Origin of the sequence: Lipingzhangella halophila, assembly GCF_014203805.1 — a bacterium.
Taxonomy (GTDB): domain Bacteria; phylum Actinomycetota; class Actinomycetes; order Streptosporangiales; family Streptosporangiaceae; genus Lipingzhangella; species Lipingzhangella halophila.
Genome location: NZ_JACHJT010000003.1, coordinates 18,097 through 42,044, shown reverse-complemented (window position 1 = coordinate 42,044; position 23,948 = coordinate 18,097). Strand labels below are relative to the sequence as shown.

The window sequence follows — 23,948 nt, the reverse complement described above, 5'->3', positions numbered from 1 at the left end:
GGCCCTCGCTCCTCGTGCACCACGCCCGGCGCGTCGTCGGACTGATCGGACTGGCCATCGGCATCTCTGTCCTCTGGTGCATCTCGGCCGAGCGTCGCGAAGATCTCCGGCACCGATGCTCCGGCCGCCTGTGCCAGTCGCACCCATACTTCGTCACTCGCCGGCTGCGGGTCCTCGTGGCGGAGTCCTTTTGTTAGGGCCCGGTACCACGTCTCGCTGATCTCGGCCCGTCGGGCGAGTTCGCGCTGGCTGATTTTCGATTTCCGGCGAGCCATCTCTAGGGCAGCACCGGCCGTGCGGCGACTGTGGGGTGTCTCCATGCTCTCAGTGTCCACGCATTACTACGCACAAGCAAGTGAAGCCGCGACACGCGTTCTACGCGCGTAGGTTATTCATTTTCCCTACATGGCAAGGGTTTTATCACCTAGGAGTGCGTAGACGAGTACTATCTGCACTGCGTACTTAGGGTTTCCATGCTTGCGTAGTCTGCGTAGTACTGCGTAGGCTGGCCGCGTGATTAACCGACACGCCCTCACCGCACTGCGGATCAAGGACGGGCAGACGAAGGCTCGGCTAGCGCAGGCGGCCGGGATCTCACCGCAGTACTACGGCGAGATCGAAAACGGCCGACGGCTGTGCGAACGCCGCCCCGACATCGTGAAAGCAATCGCGACGGCGCTCGACGTCCCCACGTCCGCGATCACCTGCACGCACCACACCCGCGAAGAGCAGGGGGTGCCCGCATGACTGACATCCAGCTATTCGACGTGGGCGACCAGCCATGGCGGTTCGGCGTCACCGACGACGGACACCCCTACGCGGTCGCCGCCGACGTCGCGGGAACGTTCGAGTACCGCGACGCTGCGAACGCTCTCCGTCTACTCGATGATGACGAAAAGGGTACTCAGATCGTGAGTACCCCCGGCGGCGACCAGCGCCTTTCTGTCGTCTACGAGGACGGCATCTGGGAGCTGATCTTTCGCAGCACCAAGCCCGAGGCTCGCACGATCAAGAAGCAGGTCAAGGAGATCCTGCGGACGATCCGCGAGACCGGGGGCTACGGCACCACCCCGCAGCGCGAGCTGTCCCGCAAGGAGATGGCGCGCTATTGGTACGAGGCCGAGGATCGAGCCGAGGCTGCCGAGCAGCGCGCCGCCGAGCTGGAGCCCGATGCCGAGTACACCCGCCGCACCGTCGACGCTGACGGGCTGCGCCTGGTCGGCCAGGTCGCCAAAGCCTGGGGCATGCAGGAGAAGCAGCTCCGCGAATACCTCTACGCAGAGGGGCTGCTGATCCGCGGTGGCGCCCGGCGCAACGATCCGACGGCCTACGCCACCGACCGACAGTGGCTCGTTTCCAAATCCCGCCTCGCCGACGGGCGCAAGGTCTGGACGACCTACGTCACCCCGCGCGGCGAAGTTGGCATCTGGCGACGCCGCTACACCCAAGGGCTGGAGACGCGCCCCCAACCGCCATCCACGCAGCTCGCGCTCGTCGACGGGAGCGCCTGATGGACCCGGACCTCATCCGCCGGCTCGGCCGGACCCTCGCCCTCGCCCGCCGTGATCGCGACTCCATGACCCCCGAGGACGCCGCCCGTGCGGCGCACACCCCGGGCGGTCCGTCTGTCGAGGAGATCGCCGACATCATCCGGCGCCACCGTGCCGAGGCGCGCGCCGCACAGCGCACCGCCGCCTGACCCACCGAAAGAAATGGCCCCCACCAGATCGCACCTGGTGGAGGCCCAAACCGAGAACGGAGTCTCAATGTCCCAGCATACCGGCCCCGACTACCCGGACCTCTCCCTGTCCGCCCCGGATGTCTACATCGCCCTGGTGGCCATCCTCGACGTGCGCGACCCGGAGATCCTGCGCCAGCGTGCCGCCCACGTCCGCGGGGTGCTGCGTTTCCTCACCGAGTTCCCCCGCGTCACGGACGCCACGATGCGGGCGCTGTGGCGGGCGGCCGACTACTACCCGGACACCACCGCCGAGGAGGTGTCGGCGTGATCACCGACATGGACCTGATCATCGGCGCGGTCGTCGGCGTCGCCGTGCTGGCCGCCGGCGGCCTGGGCTACCTGGCCGGCCGCATGTCCCGCGTGTCCCGTCTACGCCGCCAGCTCCGGGATGCCAAGGCCCGCGCCGAGCGCGCCACCGGCGACCCCGAGGCCCTCATGCGTGAGGTCACCACACGGCGCGGACACGCCTACCCCACCCGCCCCTGGGCCATCACGAAGGGGGACCACCATGGCCACCAGTGAGCAGATCGGCGCTGCCGACAATCCGGGGCGACCGGGGCCCCGGCCCGAGGTGGGCGACCGCGGTCACGCGCTGCTCGCTCTGGCCGAGGAGACCCCGGAGCAGCGGGCCGCGGACGCCGCCGCGGTGACCCGGCTGGCGCACCACCGCCTGGACGCCGACGGCGCGGCCGAGGTGCTGGACGCGCTCGGGATCGGGGGCGATGCCGCGTGAGCGCCATGTTCGCCACCGTGCGGATCCCGAAGATCGTGCACGTCATCTGGGTCGGCCCGGACCCGTTCCCCTATCCCGAGAACCTGGACAGCTTCGAGTGGCACAACCCTTCGTGGGAGGTGCGGCTGTGGACCGACGACAACCTTCCGGAGCTGCATAACCAGGATGTCTACGACGCGATGAGGCACCTGCACCCCGCGGTGCGCGCGGACCTACTGCGCCTGGAGCTGCTGCACACATTCGGCGGGCTGTACACGGACGCCGACAGCCAATGCTGGAAGCCGCTACGCCCACTGGTGTCCGGCAAGGCCTTGTTCGGGATGACCGGCAACAACGGCAACGTCGCCAACGGCACGTTGGGCGCCACGCGGGGCCATCCGGCCATACGGGCGCTGGTTGAGGGCGCCGCCTACCGGTACCGGACGATGCGGGCCGGGCAGGGCGAGAACGGCCACTCGGTGTTCTCTCTGTTCGGAACCCGATACATCACCCCGCTGCTGCGGTCGTACTCCGATTTCGAGCAGATCGACGAGGGGTGCGAGCGCGGCACCCGGAGGCTGATCGCGAAGACGGGGACGGACGCCACGGTGAAGTCGACGTTCATCGCCCACCAGAACGCCGTGAGCTGGAGAAAGGAAACCGGCACGGACCGGGTGGTTCTGTGACCGCCCTGAGTATCACTATCGGGCTGGCCATCGTGGCGGGCGTGGCCGTGACCGGGATGCTGCTGGCGACGCGGCACGACGCGCCCCGCCCGCGCGCCCCCGTGGCCGAGCGCGTTGTCACGGCCTATTGCCACACGTGCCGCGAGGATGTCGACCCCGACGGCAGGTGCGGCTGTGACGCCCTCGGCCGGACGCGCCCTGTCGTCGACCACGCGCCGACCGGGCCGAGCGATCAGGAGCGGGTGCGCCGGGCCCTCCGCGAGCTGGCCACCGTGACACAGCTCGTCGACGCCGCCCACATCGACATTGACGCCCGGCTCACAGCCACGGATGAGGTCGCGGCCCACGTGCGCGAGGTCGCCGCGCACCATCAGTTGACCGACGCCATGCACGCCCTCGGTCGGGCGCGCGCCGCACTGCCCAGCCCGGAGGTTGGGGGCGACCGTGGCTGACATCCCCGCGCGCGCCACGTGCGACGTGTGCGGCATCGAGCAGCGCGTCACCAAGCAGGGGCGCCTGCGCAAGCACAAGGCCGGCGCGTCCGGCGCCGACCGGTCCCTGTCGTGCACCGGATCCGGCACGCTGATCGGCCCGGCGCGCATCCCGCGCCGGTCCACGGCGGGCTACTACCGGTGCCACGTCACCGGCGAATACCTCCGCAGCGTCACAACCGTTCTGAGCAAGGGCTCGCCGAAGGAGGCCCTCGTTCACTGGGCCGCGAAGTTGTCCGCCGAGTCCGCCATGGAGCACCTACCCGAGCTGGTGCGCGCGTCGCGATCCGCCGACCGGGCCGCGGAGCTGACGAAGTGGATCGCCCGCGCGCACACCCGCAAGCGCGACGAGCGCGCCGACCTCGGCACCGCGGTGCACGAGGTGATCGAGGCGAAGGTGCTCGGCACGCCGATCCCCGACGAGATCACCAGCTCGGAGGAGATGGCGCCGTTCATCGCCGCCTTCGAGGAGTTCGTCGCCGACTGGCAGGTCGAGTTCACCGCGTCGGAGATGGTCGTCGCGAACTACAGCGAGAGCTACGCCGGGACGCTCGACTACATGTTCCGCTCCGCGCCGCTGTCGCGGTTGTGGAGCCTGCCCGCCGAAACCGAGTACATGGGTGACACCAAGACCGGCGGGGAACTCGACGAGCGCACCTACGACGGGCACGTGCGGGGGGTCTACCCCGAGGCCGGTGTGCAGCTTTCGGCCTACCGCCGCGGCGAATTCTGCTGGCTGCGCGACGGCACCCGCGTGCCCATGCCGCTCGCGCACAGCGTGGGCGTGGTGCTCCAGGTCCGCCCGGAGGGTTACCGGCTCTACCCGATGCGGTGCGGCGACGACGTTTTCAAGGCGTTCTGCCACATCCGCCATGTGGCGGATTTCCACACCGACACCGCGCCGCACGTAGTCGGCGACGCGCTCACCCCGCCCGGTTCCACAAACGCGACCAGGAATGAGGCTGCCTGATGGCTGGACATCCAAAGCCGGTACTGCCCCGCCTGATGTCCAGGATCAGCGTCCAGGACGACTGCTGGGAGTGGACGGGAGCGAAGAACAACAGCGGATACGGCCAGTTGCGCGTGAACGACCGCGCGGCCTACACGCACCGACTGGCATACGAGATGTTCGTTGGCTCGATCCCTGAAGGGCTGGTCATCGACCACCTGTGCCGCAATCCGGCGTGCTGCAACCCCGACCACCTCGAACCGGTGACGTCGGGCGAGAACACCCGCCGCGGTGAACCGGCGCGGCGCACGCACTGCCCGGCTGGCCACGTCTACGACGAGCAGAACACGGGGCGGTACGCGAACGGCCGTCGGTACTGCCGAAGTTGTCACCGCGCCCGGCAGTCGGCCCGAAAAAAGGCCCAGCGCGAGGCGCGCGGCCCGCTGCCACCCAAGGCGGAGTGCAAGAACGGCCACCCCTTCGACGAGGCCAACACCTACACCGACCGCCACGGCTACCGGCATTGCCGCGCATGCAAGCGCGAGCACATGCGCCGCAGTACAAGAAAGGCCACCTGATCATGCCCGTGATCGATCTTCAGCGCCGCATGCGCCAGCTCGGCGAGATCCGTATCGGACAGGTCGTGCCCACCAGCAACGGCAAGACCCGCCCCGACAAGCTCGCAACATTCCGATTCACCAGCCCGTCACGCCCCACCCTGGAGCGGATCGCCTCGACCTACGGCGGCGACGTCCGCGAATGGACCCCCGCCAACGGCGGCCCGGCCGAATGGGAGGTGATCACCAGCTCCAAGCACGTGCCTGTGATCGTTCCCCCGCAGGCCGTCACGCAATGGTATGAGTTTTACCGCGGCTCCATGTGCGCCCGCCGGTGTGATGGTCAGTTCGAGCAGAAGTCCGACCAGCCGTGCATGTGCGACCCCGAACAGCGCGACTGTTCTCTGACAACCCGCCTCAATGTCATGTTGCGCGACGTGCCGCCAGTGGGGCTGTGGCTGCTGACGACGCACGGATACTACGCCGCGGTCGAGCTGCCGCCGGTCGCTGACCTGCTGTCGCGCGGTGGCGGGAACATCGGCGGTTGGCTGTCGCTGGAGGAGCGCCGGATCGTCGGCGAGGACGGCACGAAGCGTTTCATGGTGCCGACGCTGGACATCGACGCGTCTCCCGCCCAGCTCTTGTCCGGACAGGGCGCCGCGGCGGTGTCCGGAACGGGTGCGACGTCGGCCGCAGTCTCGACCGAGCAGCCCGCGCCCGCGGTGGACTCCGGCCGACAGGCGCCAGCGATCGAATCGGCGCCGCAGCAGCCCGCGGGCACGGACTGGCTCGCGCGCCTGGAGGCGACGCAGCAGCTCCAGGAAATCTTCGACCTGCACAAGGAGTGCCGCGAGGCCGGGGAGATGACGCCCTACCTCGACGAGCAGATGCGCAACCGGGCCGACGACCTACGCCAGGCGTCCCGCGGGAACGGGGTCAGCCCGCCGTCGGGCAGCCGGGCCCCGGACATCGACGGGCAGCCGGAGCAGGCGCCCTTGTCGGCCGACGAGGGCGACACCGGGGACGACGCTGACGCCTTGTGGATGCAGATCGTTGCCGCCGCCGGCAGCGAATGGACCACGAGTCGTCTGGAGGAGGCGTTCGCCTACCACCACGAGGGTGCGCTTCCTGCCACCGCGTCGACGCAGCAGCTCCGGGAGTTCCTGGCCGGGATCAAGTCCGGCCGGGTCACGCCCGGCGACCGCGTCAAGTCCTCGGCCGATGCGACCGGTGAGCAGGTGCCGTTCTGATGGCCACCCCTATCTCGCGCCCCCAGGGCTGCACCTGCCCGGGTTGCTGCTGCGACCGACACGACCGCCGGCAGGCGTGCCGCGCCGCCGGGTGCGACCCGTGCCTCGACCTGCCCCGCCCTCGCACCACCACGACCATCCGCGTGCAGCGTGCCTGCAACGGCTGCGGCAACGACCTGCGCGACGCGAACGCGGCCGAACTCGACTCCGCCGTTGCCGGGCGCCGACTCCCGGACGTCACTGGCGAGTGCCCCACCTGCACGCTCGCCCGCCCCACCACGACCGCCCCCACGACGACGGGAGACCCCCGATGACCGCGCCCTACACCGACCGCGACGGCATCCCGCTGCACATCACGCCGCTACCCGAGGAGGACGGCCTGGGTGCGCGGCTCGAACTGCGCAGTGAGCCCACCGTGGACGTGTCTGCCGCCGACGCCCCTCGGGTGTGCCAGCGCATCCTGGCCGCGGCCGGCCGCGACGACATCGCCCTCGCGTGCTCTGCGTGCGGGCTGGCCCCGGACGACGCCGAGACCGGCCCCGACGATCGGTGTCGGCACGAGGCCGCGACCAAGATCCACCGGCGCCTCACCCCGCCTACCTCACGCGTAGTCGACACGGCGTCAGGTAGCGCGTCAGGTAGCCCGGACCTGGAGGCCGCCGTAGACGCCGTCCTGGCGGACTGGATGCGCCGCCACGACCAGGGCGACGACGGCTACGCGCATGACCCCTCGCACGCGACCGTCGTGCGCGACGCCCTCACGGTGGCATTGCCCTACCTGCAGGCCGGTGTCCGCGACGGCGCCGCCGAGGCCGACACCGACTGGGCGCGGCTGGCCCTGGCCCTGATCCGCGGAGAGGAGTCCGCCGACGTCGACCCGGACGACCCGGGCGCGTGGGAGGTCGCCTGCGCCAGCCTGGCCGGCGACCAGGGGCGCATCGCGGAGCTGCGCGCCGAGGTGGACCGGCTTACCGGCCAGCTCAACGCTGAGGCCAACGCCCAGGCGCTCCTCCGCGGCGAGCACGACCAGGCGCGCGCCGAGGTGGACCGGCTGACCGAGTCCGAGCGGTCCCGCCCGTGGATGGAGGTCTACACGGACCCCGACACCGGCCCCATGATCGACCAGCTCACGCGGGAGCTGGCCGAGGCCCACCGCGAGCGCGACGTCGCGCGGGCCGAACGGGACGGGCGGCTCACGCTGGCAGAGTCCAGCCGCCTCGCCCGCCAGGTCGACCGGTACCGCACCGCGTGGACATCCGCCCGCCAGCGGGCCGTCGAGATGCGTGAGTGCGCCATTGATGAAATGCGGTGGCACCACACACTCCCTGGCGTCACATGTGCCGATGCGGACGCCGGATGGCAGCGCGCCGTGGACTCCCAGGTCGACCTCGCGCGCCGCTGCAAGGACGACGCCGCCACCGCCTACGGGCGCGGCGCCGAGGACATGCGCGAGCAGGCCGCCGACGAGGCCGACTCAGAGGGCCAGGAGCGTCTCGCCACCCACATCCGCCACCTGGAGCTGCCCGACGCCACCCCGGAGACCGGCCGCGACACCGAGAGCGAGTCGGCCGAGCCCGGCGACGAGGTGCCCACCCTGGCCGAGCTGACCGACCGCGTCGACGCCGTCGAGGACCACACCGACCGAACCGGATACCGCATCGATTCCCTGGCCCACGAGTACAACCGGTGCGTCGAGCTGCTGCGCACTCTGGCCGCCGAGGTGATGCCCGGCGACGGCCCCACCCTGTCCGCCCGCGTGGCCACCCTGGAGCGCACCATCCGGCTCGCTGCCACCACAGCCGAGGTCTGCAGCGCCGAGGACCAGTGCGAGGACCGCGCGCGCCGGATCGCCGCCCGCCTCGACGCCCTCGAGAACCGCATGCTCGCCGCCGAGCAGGACGACGCCGCCGAGGTCCCGGACGACGAGGAGTCCACTGATGGCCAGTGAGATCTGGCGGTGGGTCGGGATCGGAGTGCTAGACGGCCTCATCGTCGCCGCCCTGGGCTACGCCCTCTACGAGGCGCGGGTCCGCCGCGGAGCACACCACGAGGACGCGCCCGCCGCGGAGCCGGCCACGGCCCTGCGGCGGGCCGCTACCCCCGCCGTGCCCCGACAGGGCGGCGCCCACCACCCACCTACGACGCGCACCTGCGCCTGGCTGGAGTCCCGGCGTCCCGGCTGGCTCGTTGAGTACGACCCCTGGCGCGGTGAGTACCGGGCACAGCGCGACATCACCGCGCCCTCCCCAGCCACCGCCGCGGCCGAGGACCCGTGGGAGCTCGAACGGGCCATCGACCAGTACGCCCAGCTCGCCACCAGCCTGCGCGCCCTTGCCGAAGCAGACGGGGAGGCCGCATGAGCTGGCACACAGGACTCCTCTCGTCGGTCGACGCCGAGACCACCGGCGTGGACGTCGAGACCGACCGCATCGTCACCTGGTCCCGGTGGACCATCCGCCCCTCCCGGGGCTACAAGCGGTGCTGCACGTGGCTCGTCGACCCCGGCGTCGACATCCCCGACGGCGCGACCGCCATCCACGGCGTCACCACCGAGCACGCCCGGCAGCACGGCGAGCGGGCCCGCGACGCGATTCCCGCAATCGCTGCCGACGTCCTGTACTGGTCCCGCGAGGAGGGCGCGGTCACGGTGGCGTACAACGCCGCCTACGACATCACCCTGCTGCACCGCGAGTGCCTGCGCTACGGGCGCCAGGACCTCGCCGACCAGCTCGCCGCCCTGCGCCCGGTCGTCGACCCGACCGTGTTGGACAAGCAGTGCGACACCTTCCGCAAGGGAAGCCGGAAGCTCGGCGACGTCGCGCGCCACTACGGCATCGACCTTGCCGAACAGGACGCCCACGGGTCCGCCGCCGACGCGCTCGCCGCCGCCCGGGTCGCCTACGTCATCGCCACCCGCTACCCCGCCCTGGGCGGAATGGAGCCTGGCGACCTTCACGACCGCCAGGTCACCTGGCGTGCTGACCAGTGCGCGTCCCTGCAGCGGTACCTGCGCAAGAAGGACCCGCCGGACACCGTCGTTGACCCGCACTGGCCACTGACACCCGTCCCCGTCGTGACGCAGGAGGCGCTGACGTGAGCCGCAGCAAAGACATCGGGACCGTGGCGGAGACCGCCGTCGTGCGCTACCTCCAGGCGCACGGGTGGCCCTCGGCCGAGCGGCGCGCCCTGGCAGGCGAACACGACCTCGGCGACATCACCGGCTGCCCCGGGCTCGTGTGGGAGGTCAAGTCCGGCCGCGCCGCCGAGAACGCCGGAGACGGGCTCATCAATGACTGGCTGGCCGAGACCGTACAGGAACGCGTCGCCGCGCGCGCCGATGTGGGCGTGCTGGTCACCAAACGCGCCGGATACGGGCCTGCGCGGGCCGCGTCCTGGTGGGCCCACCTCACCATCGGCGGCCTGCGCCCCCTGCTCGGTGTGCCCAGCCCTGTCGACGCCGTGTGCGCCGAGCCCATCCGCATGCACCTGTCCACCGCCGTGGGTGTGCTGCGCGCGGCGGGCTACGGCGACCCCGTCGCAGAGCTGGAGGTGAGTGCCCGGTGACCGACGGACCCGACATCACCTGCGCATGCTGCGGACGCACCGGCCCCCACATCGGCCGCGGACTCATCCGCACCTGCCACACCCGACACAGCGCCAACGGCACGCTCCACCGGTGGCCCCTCAACCCCCACCGCGCCCCGAACGGCACCACCACCTACCAGCTCCGAAGCCCCACCGCCCTCGGCCGCGCCGAGGACTACGCCGAGCTCCGGTCGCAGGGGCTCACCCGCGTCGAGGCCGCCGAGCGGCTCGGCGTCACCATCCGCACCGCCAGCCGATACCAGGCGTACCTCCGCGCCACCCAACAGGAACAGGAGCACACCGCAGCATGACCACAGCCAAGATCGACAGCAAAACCACAACCCAGGTCGCCGAGGTTGTCGACCCCTACCTCGACACCATCGCGGCCAAGCTCCGCTCCGGCACCGTGCAACGCCTGCCCGTCGTCGGCGAACTGGTGCCCACCGAGCTCACCGAACCCGCACCCGGGGAGGAGAAAGCGCCCTCGGTGAAGCTGCGGCTGGCCACCGCGGAGATCCCCGACGGCGACGAGCAGACCGAGCAGGTCCGCGAGGTACAGCGGGCGTTCTGGCTGCTGCGCACCAGCGCCGGCACCCTCACCCCTGAGGGCGACATCGAACTCGCCAAGCACACCGCCAATGTGGCCGGCGACCGCGTCGCCATGATCGGCGCCGCCCGCTACCGCGCCGCCCTGGGCCACTGGGCCACCGTCGCCCGCACCGCCACCACCGCGAACCTGTCCGCCTCGGAAATGTGGATCGAAATGGAACGCCTCGCCGACGGCCTCGCCGCCGCCCTCGGCCACGACCAGGACGACGAGGACTGACCCCACCGGGGGCGCCCCCTACCTCGGGGGCAGGGGGCGCCCCTTCACCCGCACACCACACCCACAACCACACCCGGGGGAGCACATGGGCGCCGCGCACACATCCACCACCGCCACCATCCACATCCGGCTACACGTCCACGCCGGCGCCGCCCGCGTCCCCACCCCCACCGCCGAACACGGCGGCATCCACCCCATCCCCCACGGCTGCATCGCCCTCGTCGACATCGGCCACGCCACCCACATCGCCGAACACGACGCCCACCTCCTCGCCGGCGCCCTCACCGAGGCCACCCACGTCGACGTCGTCGGCACCACCGAGGCCGTGCCCGCCATCCGCGCCGCCATCGCCATCGCCCTGGACAAGGCCACCAAGTGAGCAGCACTGATGTTCTGCAGGACATCGTCCTGCCCCGGCTCGAGGGCGCACGCTCCCACCACGGGTACTACATGGCGCGCTGCCCCGCCCACGACGACGGCCGCGCCAGCCTCTCCGTCAGCGCCGGCAAGGAACACCCCGTGGTGTTCACCTGCCACGCCGGGTGCGAGTCCCACGTCATCCTCGACGCGCTCGGCCTCGACTGGGATGCCCTGTGCGCCCCCCGCGACGAGCAGCGCCACCGCGGAGAGTGGACCCCCTACGGAGAGGCCACCGCGGTCTACCCCTACGCCGACGAGCACGGCCAGGTGCTCTACGAGGTGCTGCGCACCCTCGATAAGCAGTTCCCCGTCCGGGTGCCCGACCGCACCAAGAGGTCCGGGTACCGGTGGAGCCTCAAGGACACCCGCCGCGTGTTGTACCGGCTGCCCCAGGTCCTGGCGGCCGCCGCCGACGGGCGCACGGTCTACGTGGTCGAGGGCGAGAAGGACGCCGAGCGGCTCGTCGCCGCCGGCTGCGAGGCCACCTGCAACCCGGGCGGCGCCGGCAAATGGCGCACCGAGTACGCCCAGCACCTCGCCGGTGCCCATGTGGTGATCGTCGCCGACAACGACGCACCCAACGAGAAGGGGCGCCGGTCCGGATGGGAGCACGCCCGCACAGTCGGACAGAGCCTCTCCGGTGTGGCCGCCTCCGTGCGGGCCGTCCAAGCGGCCGCGGGCAAGGACGCCACCGACCACCTCGCCGCGGGTTACCCCGTCGAGGCGTTCGTGGACCTGGACCCGGCCACCGGCGAACCCCACGCCGACGAGGGCCAGGAGCGTCCCGAACCGTCTCACACCGTCCCACAAGACGATGAGACAGACGAGAACCCGCTGGTCACCGCCCGCGCCAGCGAGATCCGCGCCGCCCTGCTCGACTCCGAGGGTATGGACGCCCTACCCCCACCCGAGCCCCTCGTCGAAGGCATGCTCTACCTCGACAGCTTGGCGTGGCTGCACGGCAAACCCGGACACGGCAAGAGCTTCGTCGCGCTGGACTGGGCCGCCCACGTGGCCCACGGGCTGTCCTGGCAAGGGCGGGCCACCACCCGCGGCGAAGTGCTCTACCTCGTGGCCGAAGGCACCGCCGGTGTGGCCGAGCGCAAACGCGCCTGGGAATCGCTGATGGGCCACCGCATGGGGGTCACGTTCCTCCCCATGGCCGTGCAGCTCCTCAGTCGCACCGACGCCACCGCGTTCGCCCAGGTGGCCGCGGAGATGCGCCCCGTCATGGTGGTCATCGACACCCAGGCCCGGGTCACCGTCGGCGCCGACGAGAACAGCTCCCAAGACATGGGCCAGTTGGTGGCCGCCGCCGACGAGCTACGCCAGTCAACCGGCGCCTGCGTGCTACTGGTGCACCACGAAGCCCGCTCCGGTGAGACGCTGCGCGGCTCCACCGCCATGGAAGGCGCGGCCACCTCGGTGGTGCGGGCGAGCAAGGACGGGGCGTTGATCCGGCTCGACAACCCCAAGCAGAAGGACGCCCCACCGTTCGACCCCATCCTGCTAACCCTGTCCGAAATGGGCGATTCCGCCGTAATTTTGTCCCACGGGGGCAGTGGGACAGCCGCTCAGGCGACCGAATCCGAGCGCACCATCTTGCGCGCCATGTGGGACAGCTTTGGGACAACTGGGGCCTCCTCGACGAACCTGCGAGAGGTCAGTGGGGTCCCGAAGTCGAGCTTCTTCCGCGCCGTAAACGCCCTGCTCAAACGGGGTGAACTGGTCAACGCGGGTACCGACAAGCGCCACCACTACGTTCTTTCTGACCCCCCGGGCGAGGGCGGTGTCCCACGCCGTCCCAAACCGTCCCATGGGACGGCTGTCCACCGTCCCACCGTCCCACACTCCTTTAGGAGTGGGACGGGTGGGACAGAGACATACCAAAACGGTAGGGAATTCGAGCCCGCGGACCCCCTCGTGCCGTGCCGCGGCTCCGGGTGCAACCACCGGATCCACCCCGAGCGCTACCCCGACCATCTATGTGAAAGCCACGGCGGCCGCTACGTGCCCACACCCCACAAGGAAGCCTCATGACCAACCTGAAGCCACCCGACGGCGCCCTCTACGTCGTCCGCTGGCAAAGCGACAAGGGCGACATCAAGCACCGGTACTTCCGTCGCCACCACGACGCCCAGCGCTACGCCGACAAGCTCCAGAGCTACGGGAAGACGCCCGGGGTGTACCAGAGCGAGACCGCCTGGCGTCGGGTCACCTCATGAGCAGCCCCACCGCACCGCTCGCCGCGGCCGCCCGCGAACACCACGCCGCCGCGGCACCGGGCTCCCTCCAGCGGCGCGCAGCCGGGTGCGCCGGCGTCGTCCTGGCGACCACCCGCACCATCAACGGCGCCCGCCGGGAGCTCCGCCAGGCCGACCTCGACGACGAGGTCCGGGCCGCCGCGCTCGACCTCATCGACCAACTCACGGAAGGCCCCACGGAATGATCTACGCCTACGACACCGAATTCCTCGAAGATGGCCACACCATCGACCTGATCAGCATCGGCATCGTCGCCGAGAACGGCCGCGAGTACTACGCCGTCAACGCAGACGCCGACTGGGACCGCATCCGCAAGCACGAATGGCTCATGCGCAACGTCGTACCCCATCTGCCCATCACCGGCAGGAAGTGGCTGGACGACTACCTGAAGCACCCCCCGCGCCAGTACCAGAGCCCCGCAGACAACCCGGTCGGCCCCGACCTGCACGACACCCGAGTCAAGCCCAAGTGGGTGATCGCCAACGAGATCCGGGAATTCCTGCTCGGCTCCGACCCCGAGCAGGTGCCGCACGTGGAGCTGTGGGCCGATTACGGCGCCTATGACCACGTCGCCCTCGCCCAGCTCTACGGCCGGATGATCGACCTGCCGGAAGGCATGCCCATGTTCACGCGCGACCTGCAGCAGGAACTCGCGCACCGTCCCGACGCCGCCGTGCCCGACCAGCGGGACGGCGTCCACGACGCCCTCGCCGACGCCCGCCACGTCATGGACTGCCTGCGCCACCTCGGAGCCGCCGGGGGTGCCGCGTGAGTGCTGAGACCGTCCTCATGTGGACCGCCGCCATCATCCTCGCCGCGGTCGCGCTCGCCGCCTGCGCCTTCGCCGTGTGGGCCGTGATCGTGGTCGTCCACGGCTACAACATGCGCTACCGCGTGCGGGGCCTCACTCGCGACCAGATCGGCGACTGCATCCGCCTCGCCGCCCGATACCGCTACGAGAACGGCACCGCGGGCCAAGGCCCGGTGTCGCCGCCCGTGGACCCGGTGCGGCAGCCGCGCTGGCACCCCGAAGACGAGGAGGTGTGATGCACGTCGAAGAAGCCACCCCGCTCATCGGCGAACCCGAACCACTGTGGTGCCCCCACTGCCAAGCATCCACCCTGTGGTCCGCCACCATCTACGCCTTCACCAGTCAGGGCTCACACATCATCGGCGGGTGGGCCGTCTGCGAGGGGTGCGGGTGGAGCCCTTACGGATGGCAACAGCGCTGGGTCACGTGCCAGACATGAGAAAGGGCCCGGTGCTTCCCCCTCGCGCCGGGCCCCGCCCGTCTGGCAGCTCCGTCAACCGCCTGAACCCCCTTCGGGAGTCGCACCCAGCATAGCCGTTCGCTATCACCACCGGGGGACTCATGCCGCACGACGCCGTCTACACCGCCGACCGGGCCGACCGCATCACCGGAACCGTCGCCGACCTCACCTGGATCGCCCGTTCCTGGCCTGACCTCCACCAGATGCGCCTGCCCGGGACCCGGCGGCGCCGCATCCGGCGCCCCCTCAGCCGCATCGCCCGCCAGCGCGCCGACGAGCTCGCACGCACCGAACGCCAGGAGCAGCGCCTGGCCGCCCTCGGCACGAGCCGGGCGCCGATGCATGTCTCCGTCCTCGACGACCTCGCGCAGGTGCTGGCCGACACCACCGAGATGGCCGCCCGCATCAACGCGGCCGTGCGCATCGTCGAGCCCGACCCGCCCAGCACCGTCTACGACTTCGCGGCCCTGGACCGCCTGCTTGCCTACGCCGCCGCGCACCTGGCCGCAGCCGCCGACGCCGAGCCCGGCATCCTCGACGACGCCCAGGCCGCCGCGGCGCGCATGCGGCGCACCTTGGAGCGGTCGCTGTCGGAGATCGTCGACGGCCAGGTGCTGTCCACGGTGTGCGCCTGGTGCCACGGGCGCACCACGCAGGCGCCCGCCGGCGGGCAGCGCACGCTGGTGGTTCGGCTGGTCGCCGGGGATCCGCTGATCGTGTGCGAGTCCGATGCGTGCGAGCCGCCTGAGGCCGACTGCGGCACGTGGTTGTTCGGAAAGCCCGCCTGGCCTGACGCCGAGTGGGGCTGGCTGGCGAAGCGGCTCGGGGCGTGAGGTTTGCGCAGATAATCACCGCTGGCTAGAGTTATCCACAGGCACGGCCGAGATGGTGTTCTCGTCATGCCCAGAAACAGACGCAGGCCCGGTTCGAGCCCCGCTCACCGGGCCTTTCTCATGCCCATCTCGCCCCTGGGAGACCATCATGGCCCGTTTGCGCAGCCTCTACGTCGGCACCGAAACCACCGGCGACGCCACACAGCACAAGCACATCCTCGTGCTCGACGGCGTCACCTCGGACGAAGCCAAAGGCGCCAACATCGACCCCGACGGCCTCAAGGAGGCCGGGCTGCCACCCCTCCTCGTGTTCGGGTACGACGTCGACCTGCCCGACCAGAGCCCCAACGTCGTCCTCGACGTCACCCGCGACGACACCGCCATGAAGGACTTGATCCGCAAGATGGTCCGCGCCGACGCCAGCGTCCATCCTTACGCCGAGTTCTGACCCCTGATCGTCCCGGTCTGGCTCCGTGTCGGCGAGGGGCGCGTCGAGCCAGACCGGGGCACCACACACCACCCTCGCCAGCAGGAGGAAGCACCCATGGCCGTACACGTCGACACCATCGCCCGCGTGGCCCACGACGCCAACCGCGCGCTCCAGCTTGAGCAGGGCGACCCTGCCCCGTCCCTGCCGTGGGACGAGGCGCCCCGGTGGCAGCGGAACTCCGCGCGAGACGGCGTATCCAAGGCCCTCGACGGGGCCACACCCGAGCAGCTCCACAACTCATGGTGCGAGTTCAAGCTCGCCGACGGCTGGGCTCACGGCGAAGTGAAGGACGCTGCCCGCCGCACGCACCCATGCTTGGTCCCCTACGAGCAGCTCTCCGAGGAACAGCGAGCCAAGGACGCCCTGTTCCACGCGATCGTCGGCGCACTGTGCTGATAGGAGGTTCCCATGGCAGACCCGCAGGAGCCCGGCAAGGTCACCGGCTATCGGCACCACCCGCAGGACCGCATCGACCTGGTCAACCGCATCAAGGCCATCGAGAACGAGTTGGGCTTCCTGGTCGCCGAGCTGAACGCGCGTGACGACATCGACAAGCGTGCCCTGGCGCTCGGCCGCACCCACCTGCAGACCGGGTTCATGTGGACGGTGCGCGCCGTGTTCCAGCCCGAGAGCAACCTCTGAATGGCTGACGAGCTGCCCACCAGAGACCAAGCCCTCTCCCACGCCGTGCGGCTGCTGCACTGGGCCGAGGCCGAGACTGACCTGGCCAAGATGGAGCGCGTCACCGAGCTCGCCGACGTGTGGGCCGGCATCGCCGGGCTTCAGGGCGAACACCGGGAGGTGTGACCTAGTCCCGCTCCCAGGTCACCTGAACCTGACCCTTCTTCTTCGACGCCGCACCCAAAGCCCCGCCCACCAGCGCACCCACACCGCCAGTCAGCACACCGCCGACCACAATGCCCGCGCCGACCCGTCCCGCCGTCGTATGGTCGTTGCCCGCGGACTGGCCCTGGATACGCCACCCGGCCGCCATCATCCGCGGCGCCTCAGCCTGGAACTCCTCAGTGTTCTTGTAGGTGACGAGCTTCTGCTTCAACCCGCCAGCCTCGGCCTCACCGGCCGCACGCTCGGCCGCCTGCAACGACCCGTGGTCAGACACCAGGGCCGCGAGCTTCTTGCCCGCCGAGGAGGAGTCCGGCTTCGCCAGCTTGCCCGCGTCCGCGGTTTCCTCCCATCCCGGCTTGCCCGCGGCGTCGTCAACCAAGGGCTTCCACTGGAAGCCGGTGTAGTACCACTGGCTGTCGTCGGAGATAACGGCGCCGTTTGCTGCGATGCGAGGCATGAAGCCCTCCAAAGGGGGAGTGCGCGGATTCGTTCCATGAGACGCGCGATACGCCGCAACGGTTTCCCGGCGGGGGTCATTTTGAGGGGGGTCATTTCAGACCCCCACCCCAGAGAGAACCCCGGAGGTGGCTATGCCCTGGCAGGAGAGCCCCACCGCATGGCGCACCACCCCACGACCCCAGGGGTGGAAGGCCCTCAGGGCCCAGGCCCTGGACCGGGACGACCACCAGTGCACGTGGGTGGACGAGGAGGGGTCACGCTGCACAGCACAGGGCACCGACGCTGACCACATAGGTGATGCACAGGACCACAGCATCGACAACATCAGGACGCTGTGCAGGACACATCATCGCAAGCGCACAGCGCTACAAGCGCGTGCGGCGAGAGGGCAGCAGCCAAAGCGCAAGCGAGACAGCGAAACGCATCCAGGTTTGATCAGTCATCGACGCCAATGAGTGTTGATGACATGAAATAAAAAGAATCGTTGCAGCACACACACCATGTGACGTGACCACGGTGGCGCGGTGCGACTCGGCGTGGCGGGGTGGGGGGGACCCCGGTTCGCTGTCGGCGGCGCCCACGGTGCGGCATAGGCCGTCTAACTGTGCGTACGTTTTTTCTACGATTTGACCTGCATTGATCTCGTTGAGTAATCACTCTGCGGAGTGAGGGATTTCTTCGTTCTCCCTGATCACACGATAGAAAGTGTGACATTGGCCGGGGTATACTGGTCACATGCAGCGATTGTGTGAGCAGTGCCGCGAACCGATGCCGATCATGGCCCGATCGCACGCGCGCACCTGCTCGCCGCGATGCCGCCAGCGCGCATCCCGCGCCCGGCGCACGCTCCCTGCGGAGATGACTTCGCGCCGGCGGTGGGTGCGCCGCGACGAGCGCAAGGTTCCACTGCGCGCCGACGGCCGCCCGGCCTCCTCGACGGGCCCGGCCACGTGGACGTCGTACTCGACAGCCGCCCGGTCGCGCCGCGGCGTTGGCTTGGGCTACGTGCTGGCCGTCGACGACGGGATCGTATGCATCGACCTCGACCACTGCCTGACCGGCGGCCGGATCGCCGACTGGGCACAGGACATCCTCGACCGGGCGCCGGCGACCTATACAGAGATCTCGCCGAGCGGCACAGGTCTCCACCTCTGGGGACGTGGCCACATCGAGCACGGTCGGAGGATCCGCACCGACGATGGCGCGCAGATCGAGATCTACGGGCAGGGCCGCTACATCGCCCTCGGGGTCCGCTACGCCGATTCGCCTGCGACGCTCGCGGATCTGTCCGAGGTAATCAACGCACTGACGTGACGCTGAGGGGGTGACCGATGGCCGCCCCCGAGATGCCCGCGAACCTCGCCGCCGCTGGCACGGCCCTGTGGGAGAGCATCGTCCCCGACTACACGCTGCGCCCCGACGAGGTGCGGATCCTGCATGACGCGTGCCGTGAGGCCGACATTGTCCAGCGCCTGGAGGACGCGCTCGACGGCGCTGACCTGATGGTGGCCGGGTCGCAGGGCCAGCTCGTCGCGTCCCCTCTGGTGTCCGAGCTGCGCCAGCACCGCAGTGTGCTGTCGGGGCTGCTCAAGGCTTTGAAGCTGCCTGACTCCTCGTCGGGCGCGAAGCAGAAGACGGCGCACACGTCCGAGCAGGCTCGCGCCGCGGCCCGCGCCCGGTGGGACCGGCGCACCGCGGGATGAGCGGCGCCCTGCTGGTCGACGGCCAGCGGATCGCGCTCGCCGCCGACGGCATCCCCGAAGGATGGCCCTCTGACCACGGCATCGCCACGATCGGGCTGGACGTACTGGCGTGGGCCGAGGCGATGCTGGGCCAGCCTGACGGCGAGTCGGCGGGTGAGCCGTGGCGTTGGACGCAGGCGCAGGGGCGTGTGGTGGCCTGGTGGTTCGCAGTCGACGGCCCCGGCCGGTGGATTTACCGGCGCGGCCAGATCGTCATGCCGAAGGGCTCGGGCAAGAGTCCGCTGGCGGCGGCACTGTCGTGCTGCGCCCTGGCGGGCCCGGTGGTCTACGACGGGCGTGACGCCCGCGGTGAGGCGGTCGGCCGGCCACGCGCGTCCCCGCACATCCAGCTCGCCGCGGTCAGCCAGGACCAGACGGACAACACCATGTCGTTGGTGCTGGGCATGCTGCGCGAGGGCGCGGCGGCCGACGAGGTGCCCGGTCTGGATCTGGGGTTGTCGCGGGTGCGGACCCGCGCGGGGATTCTGCAGCCGGTGACGGCCTCGGCGGCGACCCGTGAGGGTCAGCGCCTCACTGACGCGATCATGGATGAGCCGCACCTGTGGACCGACACCAATGGCGGTTCCCGGCTGGCGGCGACGCTGCGACGCAACCTCGGCAAGATGGGCGGGCGCAGCCTCGAAACGACGAACGCGTGGACGCCCGGTGAGGACTCCGTTGCGGAGCTGACCGCGGCCTACGCTGACAAGATCGCCGAGGGCCAGGCGGTTGACGTCGGGCTGATGCGGTACCACCCCAAGGCGGTCGTGCGCGACCTCTCCGACGTGGACGCGCTTCGCGCCGGGCTGGTCGAGCTCTACGCGGATTCGCCGTGGGTGGACATCGATCGTGTGATCGCTGAGGTGCACGACCTGGGCACCCACCCGGCCGACGCGCGGAGGTTCTATCTCAACGAGGTGGCGGTCGCTGAGGACTCGTTGATCGCTCCGCATGAGTGGGATGCCTGCCGTGTCGACGAGCTGCTCGTCGACGGCGACACCGTGGTGTTGGGTTTCGACGGCGCGATCCGGGAGGACGCTACGGCGCTCGTCGCCTGCCGCGTCTCCGACCGGCTCATGCAGCCGCTCGGTATCTGGGAGCGCCCGTCTGGGCCGGCCGGGGACGGCTGGGAGGTCGACCGGGTCGCCGTGGATGAGGCCGTCCGATTGGCGTTCGAGCGCTACCACGTGGTGGCCTTCTACGCCGACGTCGAACACTGGTCGTCCTACATCGACGCCTGGGCGGGGACCTGGCGCGAGGACCTGATCATCAAAGCCTCGCCGACCAGCGAAATCGGGTGGGACATGCGGGGTCGACTGCAGACCTCGACCTTGGCGAACGAGCGGCTCGCCGCTGCGGTGGCCGACACCTCGATCAGGCACACCGGGAATGCGCAGCACCGCCGCCACGTGCTGAACGCCCGCCGCCGGGTGAACCGGTACGGGGTCAGTTTCGGCAAGGAGCGCAGGAACTCGCCGAGGAAGGTCGACGGCTGGGCGGCCACGTTGCTCGCCGACATGGCGCGTCACGATCTGCTGATGTCGCCTGCCTGGAAGAAGTACATCGCTGGGCCGAAGAAGAAGTCCGGCCGCGTCATCGCGTGGGGATAGGGGGTGTGAATCGTGGCTGACCCCCTGGACACCCAGGCGCTGTCGCGTGTGGGCCAGTGGCTGCTGGCGCAGCGTCGCGCCGAGTCGGTGCGGTTGCAGGAGACGCACGACTGGTTGAAGAACAAGATCGTTGGCGTGTATGTGCCGCAGTCGGCCACGGAGGAGTACCGGCAACTGGTGGACCAGTCGCGTTTCAACGTGCTGCCGCTGGTGGTCTCCTCGATCGCGCAGAACCTGTTCGTGGACGGCTACCGGCCGGCACGCGCGGCCGAGAACGCCCGGGTGTGGAACGAGGCGTGGCAGGCCAACCGTATGGATGCCCGCCAGGCGGGCCTGTGGCGGGCGGCGCTGGAGTACGGCATCTCCTATGCCCGGGTGCTGCCGGGGCGGATGCACGACAAGCCGACACCGGTGATCACTCCGTTCTCGCCGCGGCGGTGCACGGCGCTGTATGACGATCCGATCAACGACGAGTGGCCCCGGTACGCCGTCACTGTGGGCATCCCGCGCCCGGTGATCGGTGAGGGGTCGCCGGCGACGATGGAAACCCCGATCTCGATCTATGACGACCAGTTCGAGTACTCGGTGGTGGTGCCGGCGACGATGGTCACCCCGGTGGCCACCGGGCAGGCCGACCACGTGTCCATGTCCAACTTCGAGGGGCTGGCGTTCGACGCCCGTCGGGTGACGGTGCGCGAACACGGGCTGAGCGTGTGCCCGTTCGTCAGGTTCATGGAGTCCTACGGTGACCTGGATGATGGCCCGGAGGGCATCGTCTACCCCCTGCTCCCCGCGCAGCGCGGGCTGAACCAGTCCACGTTCGGGCTGAAGATGGCTGAGCTCTACGCCGCGTTCCGGCAGCGGTGGGCGACGGGTATGGCGATCGCCGAGGACGAGGACGGCAACCCGATCGAGCCGTGGAACGCCGCGGTCAACCGGGTGTGGAGCAACGAATCCCCCGACGGCAGGTTCGGTGACTTCGAGCAGACCGACCTCAGCGGTTATCTGGCCTCGCGGGACAAAACCCTGCTGTACATCGCGTCGAGGCGCCAGATCCCGCCGCACACGATGGTCGTCGGCGAGAGCGTGTCCAACGTGTCCGCTGAGGCTCTGGCGGCTCTGGAGGCGGGCCACCAGCAGGACATCGCGGAACACAAAACGGCGTTCGGCGAGAGCACTGAGCAGATGATGCGGCTGTGCGGCCTGGCGATGGGTGACCGTGAGACGTGGGAGGACACGAGCGCGCAGGTGGTGTGGCGCGACACCACACCGCGGTCGCTGGGACAGATTGTGGACGCGCTCGGCAAGATGAGCCAGCAGCTCGAAATCCCGCCGCGTGAGCTGTGGGACCGCCTACCCAACGTCACCGACAATGACCTCGAACGGTGGAACAGAGCCGCTGACGAGCGCGACATCATGGACGAGCTCGCCGCACTGGCCGGCGAGGACGGCGAGGACGGCCAGCAGCAGGCAGCGGCCGGTCGAACGCCCGCGGACCCCGAGGCGCCTGGCGTGCCCGAGGGCGAACAGGATCCGGAGGGTGAGCAGGACCCGGAGGCCGTCAAGGACCAGGCCGACGCGCTCGGCGCGTTGATCAGGGCCGGGGTGACTCCGGAGGACGCCGCCCGCCGTGCCGGCATGGAGGGCACCCAGTTCGTTCCTGGCGCGATGCCGGTCACGCTGCGCACCAACGAGGATGACTGATGCCCTCGGCTCAGGCGCGCGCTCTGACCACCCAACACCGGCGCGAGCTCGAACGAACGCGTCGCCTAGTGCGCCGGCGGATGCGGCGTCTCGCTGGTGGTGCCGACGGCGCCGACATCGACGCCTGGTGGTCCTCGGTAGAGGACCAGGCGGTTCGGCTCGTCGCGCGCGGCGCGGACGCCTCGGCCAACCTGGGAGTGCGGTACCTGCGCAGGCACGCCCGCATCGAAGGTGTGGACCTGGAGCCGGTGCGCACAGTGCCCGAACGTCAGGTCATCGCGGATTCGCTGCGGGTCACGGGCCCGGTGGCGTTCAAGACGCACATGCGGGATTCCGGCAGCGAGGCCGCGTCACTGCGGGCGATGTCCGAGCGGATATCAGGTGCGGCAGTACGTCAGGCCATGGCGGGCGATCGTGCGACCACGATGCAGACGTTCTATGGCCGCGAGGAGGTCGCCGGGTACCGCCGGGTGACCGGATCGAATCCGTGCGCGTTCTGCAGCATGCTCGCGTCCCGCGGCGCGGTGTACTCCAAAGCCTCGGCGACGACGGTGGTCGGGCGCGGCCGCGGCGCCCCCCGCGGCGACCGCCAGATCGGCGAGTCCTACCACGACAACTGCGACTGCACACCGGAGCTGGTGTACCGGCGCGAACCGGAACCGGCCGAGGTGGAGCGGCTGCGTGAGCAGTGGGACCAGGTCGCCGGCGGCAAGTCCGGGCCTGAGGCGCTGCGCGCGTGGCGCGCCTACTGGGAGAGCTGACTGATCTTCCCCGCCATTCGGGCGGGGTTGCCCGGACGTGCGACGCGGCCGGGCTCCTACCTCTGCGATGGAGGCATTGACCGTGACCGAACCGACACCACAGACGACACCGCAGTCGCCGCCTGCCCCGGCTCCGCCCGCGGGGCCACCGCAGGATCCCGCCGCACAGCAGCCACCCGCGTCCCCGCCGGCGGGCGACCCGCCGCAGGAAGGCCAGGGGCAGCAGGAGGAGCCGCTGGGCGAGGGCGGCAAGAAGGCGCTGCAGGCCGAGCGTGAGGCGCGCAAGGCCGCTGAGAAGGCCGCGGCCGAGGCCGCGGCGCGGATCAAGGAGTTCGAGGACCGCGACAAGTCCGAGCTCCAGCGGGCCCAAGAAGCGCAGCAGACCGCTGAGCAGCAGGCGACGCAGGCATGGCGGGACGCGCTACGCACCGCCCACCAGATCAGCGACGAGGACGCCGAGACGTTCCTGACCGGGTCGGACCCGGAGACGCTGAAGCGCCAGGCTCAGCGGCTGGTGGAACTGCGCGGCACCCAGCAGCAGCCGGCGCCTGCGGCGGCTCAGCACACCCCTGTGGAGCACCTGCGGCCGGGCGCGATGCCCAATCCGCCGGAGCCCACACAGGCCGACCAGATCGCCGCGGCGGAAAAGCAGGGTGATTTCGCTACCGCGCGGCAGCTCAAGACGCAACAACTGCTGGGGCTGACCAAGCAGAACAACAGCTAGCGGCAGGCCGCGCCTGCCCGAACCTTT

At 70.2% G+C, this 23,948-nt stretch carries 38 protein-coding genes; 36 read left to right on the top strand and 2 right to left on the bottom strand.

Going from position 1 to position 23,948, the window contains the following annotated elements; all coding sequences use genetic code 11:
- A partial coding sequence (locus tag F4561_RS31855) for a helix-turn-helix domain-containing protein (protein ID WP_184585464.1) occupies positions 1-320 on the bottom strand: 320 nt, incomplete at its 3' end.
- 193 nt (positions 321-513) lie between these two features.
- On the opposite strand from F4561_RS31855, the gene F4561_RS31850 reads away from it, so the two are divergent.
- From F4561_RS31850 to F4561_RS31705, 30 genes are all read left to right on the top strand, one after another.
- The gene (locus tag F4561_RS31850) at positions 514-747 is read left to right on the top strand and encodes a helix-turn-helix transcriptional regulator (RefSeq protein WP_184585463.1); all 234 of its coding nucleotides are present in this window, start codon (positions 514-516) and stop codon (positions 745-747) included.
- On the top strand, positions 744-1,511 hold the full coding sequence (locus F4561_RS31845; protein ID WP_184585462.1) for a phage antirepressor: 768 nt from the start codon (positions 744-746) through the stop codon (positions 1,509-1,511). The genes F4561_RS31850 and F4561_RS31845 overlap by 4 nt, the downstream gene beginning before the upstream one ends.
- The gene (locus F4561_RS31840) at positions 1,511-1,699 is read left to right on the top strand and encodes a hypothetical protein (RefSeq protein WP_184585461.1); all 189 of its coding nucleotides are present in this window, start codon (positions 1,511-1,513) and stop codon (positions 1,697-1,699) included. The genes F4561_RS31845 and F4561_RS31840 overlap by 1 nt, the downstream gene beginning before the upstream one ends.
- Positions 1,700-1,766: 67 nt before the next feature.
- Entirely contained in the window at positions 1,767-2,009 is a 243-nt protein-coding gene (locus F4561_RS31835) for a hypothetical protein (RefSeq protein ID WP_184585460.1), read from the top strand.
- Positions 2,006-2,263, top strand: coding sequence for a hypothetical protein (locus F4561_RS31830; protein ID WP_184585459.1), 258 nt, complete (start codon positions 2,006-2,008; stop codon positions 2,261-2,263). Before F4561_RS31835 ends, F4561_RS31830 begins: the two co-directional genes overlap by 4 nt.
- A complete protein-coding gene (locus F4561_RS31825; RefSeq protein WP_184585458.1) occupies positions 2,250-2,474 on the top strand; it encodes a hypothetical protein in 225 nt (74 codons plus the stop codon). The genes F4561_RS31830 and F4561_RS31825 overlap by 14 nt, the downstream gene beginning before the upstream one ends.
- A 5-nt stretch (positions 2,475-2,479) precedes the next feature.
- Positions 2,480-3,139, top strand: coding sequence for a glycosyltransferase family 32 protein (locus F4561_RS31820; protein WP_246438332.1), 660 nt, complete (start codon positions 2,480-2,482; stop codon positions 3,137-3,139).
- Complete coding sequence (locus F4561_RS31815) at positions 3,136-3,591, top strand: hypothetical protein (protein ID WP_184585456.1); 456 nt, start codon at positions 3,136-3,138, stop codon at positions 3,589-3,591. Before F4561_RS31820 ends, F4561_RS31815 begins: the two co-directional genes overlap by 4 nt.
- Entirely contained in the window at positions 3,584-4,600 is a 1,017-nt protein-coding gene (locus tag F4561_RS31810; protein ID WP_184585455.1) for a hypothetical protein, read from the top strand. The genes F4561_RS31815 and F4561_RS31810 overlap by 8 nt, the downstream gene beginning before the upstream one ends.
- On the top strand, positions 4,600-5,157 hold the full coding sequence (locus tag F4561_RS31805; protein ID WP_184585454.1) for an HNH endonuclease signature motif containing protein: 558 nt from the start codon (positions 4,600-4,602) through the stop codon (positions 5,155-5,157). Before F4561_RS31810 ends, F4561_RS31805 begins: the two co-directional genes overlap by 1 nt.
- Positions 5,158-5,159: 2 nt before the next feature.
- Positions 5,160-6,386 carry a recombination directionality factor gene (locus F4561_RS31800; RefSeq protein WP_184585453.1) on the top strand — a complete coding sequence of 409 codons (1,227 nt, stop codon included), beginning with the start codon at positions 5,160-5,162 and terminating at the stop codon, positions 6,384-6,386.
- Positions 6,386-6,700 carry a hypothetical protein gene (locus tag F4561_RS31795; RefSeq protein ID WP_184585452.1) on the top strand — a complete coding sequence of 105 codons (315 nt, stop codon included), beginning with the start codon at positions 6,386-6,388 and terminating at the stop codon, positions 6,698-6,700. Before F4561_RS31800 ends, F4561_RS31795 begins: the two co-directional genes overlap by 1 nt.
- Positions 6,697-8,334, top strand: a complete 1,638-nt coding sequence (locus F4561_RS31790) for a coiled-coil domain-containing protein (protein ID WP_184585451.1) — start codon at positions 6,697-6,699, stop codon at positions 8,332-8,334. Before F4561_RS31795 ends, F4561_RS31790 begins: the two co-directional genes overlap by 4 nt.
- Positions 8,324-8,746 carry a hypothetical protein gene (locus F4561_RS31785; RefSeq protein WP_184585450.1) on the top strand — a complete coding sequence of 141 codons (423 nt, stop codon included), beginning with the start codon at positions 8,324-8,326 and terminating at the stop codon, positions 8,744-8,746. Before F4561_RS31790 ends, F4561_RS31785 begins: the two co-directional genes overlap by 11 nt.
- Positions 8,743-9,483 carry an exonuclease domain-containing protein gene (locus F4561_RS31780; RefSeq protein WP_184585449.1) on the top strand — a complete coding sequence of 247 codons (741 nt, stop codon included), beginning with the start codon at positions 8,743-8,745 and terminating at the stop codon, positions 9,481-9,483. Before F4561_RS31785 ends, F4561_RS31780 begins: the two co-directional genes overlap by 4 nt.
- Positions 9,480-9,950 carry a hypothetical protein gene (locus tag F4561_RS31775; protein WP_184585448.1) on the top strand — a complete coding sequence of 157 codons (471 nt, stop codon included), beginning with the start codon at positions 9,480-9,482 and terminating at the stop codon, positions 9,948-9,950. The genes F4561_RS31780 and F4561_RS31775 overlap by 4 nt, the downstream gene beginning before the upstream one ends.
- Entirely contained in the window at positions 9,947-10,282 is a 336-nt protein-coding gene (locus F4561_RS31770) for a helix-turn-helix domain-containing protein (protein ID WP_184585447.1), read from the top strand. Before F4561_RS31775 ends, F4561_RS31770 begins: the two co-directional genes overlap by 4 nt.
- Positions 10,279-10,797, top strand: a complete 519-nt coding sequence (locus F4561_RS31765; protein ID WP_184585446.1) for a hypothetical protein — start codon at positions 10,279-10,281, stop codon at positions 10,795-10,797. Before F4561_RS31770 ends, F4561_RS31765 begins: the two co-directional genes overlap by 4 nt.
- 85 nt (positions 10,798-10,882) lie before the next feature.
- A complete protein-coding gene (locus F4561_RS31760; RefSeq protein ID WP_184585445.1) occupies positions 10,883-11,176 on the top strand; it encodes a hypothetical protein in 294 nt (97 codons plus the stop codon).
- Positions 11,173-13,257 (top strand): AAA family ATPase, encoded by a 2,085-nt coding sequence (locus tag F4561_RS33520; RefSeq protein WP_184585444.1) that lies wholly within the window; start codon positions 11,173-11,175, stop codon positions 13,255-13,257. The genes F4561_RS31760 and F4561_RS33520 overlap by 4 nt, the downstream gene beginning before the upstream one ends.
- Positions 13,254-13,442, top strand: a complete 189-nt coding sequence (locus F4561_RS31750) for a hypothetical protein (RefSeq protein WP_184585443.1) — start codon at positions 13,254-13,256, stop codon at positions 13,440-13,442. The genes F4561_RS33520 and F4561_RS31750 overlap by 4 nt, the downstream gene beginning before the upstream one ends.
- The gene (locus tag F4561_RS31745; RefSeq protein ID WP_184585442.1) at positions 13,439-13,666 is read left to right on the top strand and encodes a hypothetical protein; all 228 of its coding nucleotides are present in this window, start codon (positions 13,439-13,441) and stop codon (positions 13,664-13,666) included. The genes F4561_RS31750 and F4561_RS31745 overlap by 4 nt, the downstream gene beginning before the upstream one ends.
- On the top strand, positions 13,663-14,253 hold the full coding sequence (locus F4561_RS31740) for a 3'-5' exoribonuclease domain-containing protein (RefSeq protein ID WP_184585441.1): 591 nt from the start codon (positions 13,663-13,665) through the stop codon (positions 14,251-14,253). The genes F4561_RS31745 and F4561_RS31740 overlap by 4 nt, the downstream gene beginning before the upstream one ends.
- Complete coding sequence (locus F4561_RS31735; protein ID WP_184585440.1) at positions 14,250-14,528, top strand: hypothetical protein; 279 nt, start codon at positions 14,250-14,252, stop codon at positions 14,526-14,528. Before F4561_RS31740 ends, F4561_RS31735 begins: the two co-directional genes overlap by 4 nt.
- Positions 14,528-14,731: a hypothetical protein gene (locus F4561_RS31730; RefSeq protein WP_184585439.1), complete on the top strand. Its 204-nt coding sequence runs from the start codon at positions 14,528-14,530 to the stop codon at positions 14,729-14,731. Before F4561_RS31735 ends, F4561_RS31730 begins: the two co-directional genes overlap by 1 nt.
- A 122-nt stretch (positions 14,732-14,853) precedes the next feature.
- Positions 14,854-15,585 (top strand): hypothetical protein, encoded by a 732-nt coding sequence (locus F4561_RS31725; RefSeq protein ID WP_184585438.1) that lies wholly within the window; start codon positions 14,854-14,856, stop codon positions 15,583-15,585.
- 148 nt (positions 15,586-15,733) lie between these two features.
- A complete protein-coding gene (locus F4561_RS31720) occupies positions 15,734-16,033 on the top strand; it encodes a hypothetical protein (protein WP_184585437.1) in 300 nt (99 codons plus the stop codon).
- A 96-nt stretch (positions 16,034-16,129) separates the two neighbouring features.
- Positions 16,130-16,471, top strand: a complete 342-nt coding sequence (locus F4561_RS31715; protein ID WP_184585436.1) for a RyR domain-containing protein — start codon at positions 16,130-16,132, stop codon at positions 16,469-16,471.
- 12 nt (positions 16,472-16,483) lie between these two features.
- A complete protein-coding gene (locus tag F4561_RS31710; RefSeq protein ID WP_184585435.1) occupies positions 16,484-16,717 on the top strand; it encodes an Acb2/Tad1 domain-containing protein in 234 nt (77 codons plus the stop codon).
- The gene (locus F4561_RS31705) at positions 16,718-16,882 is read left to right on the top strand and encodes a hypothetical protein (protein WP_184585434.1); all 165 of its coding nucleotides are present in this window, start codon (positions 16,718-16,720) and stop codon (positions 16,880-16,882) included.
- Position 16,883: 1 nt separating this feature from the next.
- Here F4561_RS31705 and F4561_RS31700 read toward each other — a convergent pair whose 3' ends face one another.
- Complete coding sequence (locus F4561_RS31700; RefSeq protein ID WP_184585433.1) at positions 16,884-17,378, bottom strand: hypothetical protein; 495 nt, start codon at positions 17,376-17,378, stop codon at positions 16,884-16,886.
- Positions 17,379-18,238: 860 nt separating this feature from the next.
- Between F4561_RS31700 and F4561_RS31695 the strand changes: the two genes are divergently transcribed.
- The 6 genes from F4561_RS31695 to F4561_RS31670 all read left to right on the top strand — a co-directional run bounded on the left by F4561_RS31695 (position 18,239) and on the right by F4561_RS31670 (position 23,921).
- Complete coding sequence (locus tag F4561_RS31695) at positions 18,239-18,694, top strand: bifunctional DNA primase/polymerase (RefSeq protein ID WP_221446509.1); 456 nt, start codon at positions 18,239-18,241, stop codon at positions 18,692-18,694.
- A 17-nt stretch (positions 18,695-18,711) separates the two neighbouring features.
- Complete coding sequence (locus tag F4561_RS31690; protein WP_184585431.1) at positions 18,712-19,083, top strand: hypothetical protein; 372 nt, start codon at positions 18,712-18,714, stop codon at positions 19,081-19,083.
- Positions 19,080-20,732 (top strand): terminase large subunit domain-containing protein, encoded by a 1,653-nt coding sequence (locus F4561_RS31685; protein ID WP_221446508.1) that lies wholly within the window; start codon positions 19,080-19,082, stop codon positions 20,730-20,732. Before F4561_RS31690 ends, F4561_RS31685 begins: the two co-directional genes overlap by 4 nt.
- 12 nt (positions 20,733-20,744) lie before the next feature.
- Complete coding sequence (locus F4561_RS31680) at positions 20,745-22,436, top strand: phage portal protein (RefSeq protein ID WP_184585430.1); 1,692 nt, start codon at positions 20,745-20,747, stop codon at positions 22,434-22,436.
- Positions 22,436-23,197, top strand: a complete 762-nt coding sequence (locus F4561_RS31675; RefSeq protein ID WP_184585429.1) for a VG15 protein — start codon at positions 22,436-22,438, stop codon at positions 23,195-23,197. The genes F4561_RS31680 and F4561_RS31675 overlap by 1 nt, the downstream gene beginning before the upstream one ends.
- 82 nt (positions 23,198-23,279) lie before the next feature.
- Entirely contained in the window at positions 23,280-23,921 is a 642-nt protein-coding gene (locus tag F4561_RS31670) for a hypothetical protein (RefSeq protein ID WP_184585428.1), read from the top strand.
- Positions 23,922-23,948: the final 27 nt, after the last annotated feature.

Excerpts from the sequence above, each read along its gene's own strand:
- F4561_RS31805 (WP_184585454.1), top strand. The coding sequence starts at position 4,600 with ATGGCTGGACATCCAAAGCCGGTACTGCCCCGCCTGATGTCCAGGATC.
- F4561_RS31675 (WP_184585429.1), top strand. The coding sequence starts at position 22,436 with ATGCCCTCGGCTCAGGCGCGCGCTCTGACCACCCAACACCGGCGCGAG.
- F4561_RS31685 (WP_221446508.1), top strand. The coding sequence starts at position 19,080 with ATGAGCGGCGCCCTGCTGGTCGACGGCCAGCGGATCGCGCTCGCCGCC.
- F4561_RS31700 (WP_184585433.1), bottom strand. The coding sequence starts at position 17,378 with ATGCCTCGCATCGCAGCAAACGGCGCCGTTATCTCCGACGACAGCCAG.
- F4561_RS31790 (WP_184585451.1), top strand. The coding sequence starts at position 6,697 with ATGACCGCGCCCTACACCGACCGCGACGGCATCCCGCTGCACATCACG.
- F4561_RS31840 (WP_184585461.1), top strand. The coding sequence starts at position 1,511 with ATGGACCCGGACCTCATCCGCCGGCTCGGCCGGACCCTCGCCCTCGCC.
- F4561_RS31725 (WP_184585438.1), top strand. The coding sequence starts at position 14,854 with ATGCCGCACGACGCCGTCTACACCGCCGACCGGGCCGACCGCATCACC.
- F4561_RS31705 (WP_184585434.1), top strand. The coding sequence starts at position 16,718 with ATGGCTGACGAGCTGCCCACCAGAGACCAAGCCCTCTCCCACGCCGTG.
- F4561_RS31780 (WP_184585449.1), top strand. The coding sequence starts at position 8,743 with ATGAGCTGGCACACAGGACTCCTCTCGTCGGTCGACGCCGAGACCACC.
- F4561_RS31820 (WP_246438332.1), top strand. The coding sequence starts at position 2,480 with ATGTTCGCCACCGTGCGGATCCCGAAGATCGTGCACGTCATCTGGGTC.
- F4561_RS31710 (WP_184585435.1), top strand. The coding sequence starts at position 16,484 with ATGGCAGACCCGCAGGAGCCCGGCAAGGTCACCGGCTATCGGCACCAC.
- F4561_RS31745 (WP_184585442.1), top strand. The coding sequence starts at position 13,439 with ATGAGCAGCCCCACCGCACCGCTCGCCGCGGCCGCCCGCGAACACCAC.
- F4561_RS31750 (WP_184585443.1), top strand. The coding sequence starts at position 13,254 with ATGACCAACCTGAAGCCACCCGACGGCGCCCTCTACGTCGTCCGCTGG.
- F4561_RS31760 (WP_184585445.1), top strand. The coding sequence starts at position 10,883 with ATGGGCGCCGCGCACACATCCACCACCGCCACCATCCACATCCGGCTA.
- F4561_RS31740 (WP_184585441.1), top strand. The coding sequence starts at position 13,663 with ATGATCTACGCCTACGACACCGAATTCCTCGAAGATGGCCACACCATC.
- F4561_RS31715 (WP_184585436.1), top strand. The coding sequence starts at position 16,130 with ATGGCCGTACACGTCGACACCATCGCCCGCGTGGCCCACGACGCCAAC.
- F4561_RS31825 (WP_184585458.1), top strand. The coding sequence starts at position 2,250 with ATGGCCACCAGTGAGCAGATCGGCGCTGCCGACAATCCGGGGCGACCG.
- F4561_RS31730 (WP_184585439.1), top strand. The coding sequence starts at position 14,528 with ATGCACGTCGAAGAAGCCACCCCGCTCATCGGCGAACCCGAACCACTG.
- F4561_RS31785 (WP_184585450.1), top strand. The coding sequence starts at position 8,324 with ATGGCCAGTGAGATCTGGCGGTGGGTCGGGATCGGAGTGCTAGACGGC.
- F4561_RS31800 (WP_184585453.1), top strand. The coding sequence starts at position 5,160 with ATGCCCGTGATCGATCTTCAGCGCCGCATGCGCCAGCTCGGCGAGATC.
- F4561_RS31720 (WP_184585437.1), top strand. The coding sequence starts at position 15,734 with ATGGCCCGTTTGCGCAGCCTCTACGTCGGCACCGAAACCACCGGCGAC.
- F4561_RS31845 (WP_184585462.1), top strand. The coding sequence starts at position 744 with ATGACTGACATCCAGCTATTCGACGTGGGCGACCAGCCATGGCGGTTC.
- F4561_RS31695 (WP_221446509.1), top strand. The coding sequence starts at position 18,239 with ATGACTTCGCGCCGGCGGTGGGTGCGCCGCGACGAGCGCAAGGTTCCA.
- F4561_RS31795 (WP_184585452.1), top strand. The coding sequence starts at position 6,386 with ATGGCCACCCCTATCTCGCGCCCCCAGGGCTGCACCTGCCCGGGTTGC.
- F4561_RS31835 (WP_184585460.1), top strand. The coding sequence starts at position 1,767 with ATGTCCCAGCATACCGGCCCCGACTACCCGGACCTCTCCCTGTCCGCC.
- F4561_RS31690 (WP_184585431.1), top strand. The coding sequence starts at position 18,712 with ATGGCCGCCCCCGAGATGCCCGCGAACCTCGCCGCCGCTGGCACGGCC.
- F4561_RS31765 (WP_184585446.1), top strand. The coding sequence starts at position 10,279 with ATGACCACAGCCAAGATCGACAGCAAAACCACAACCCAGGTCGCCGAG.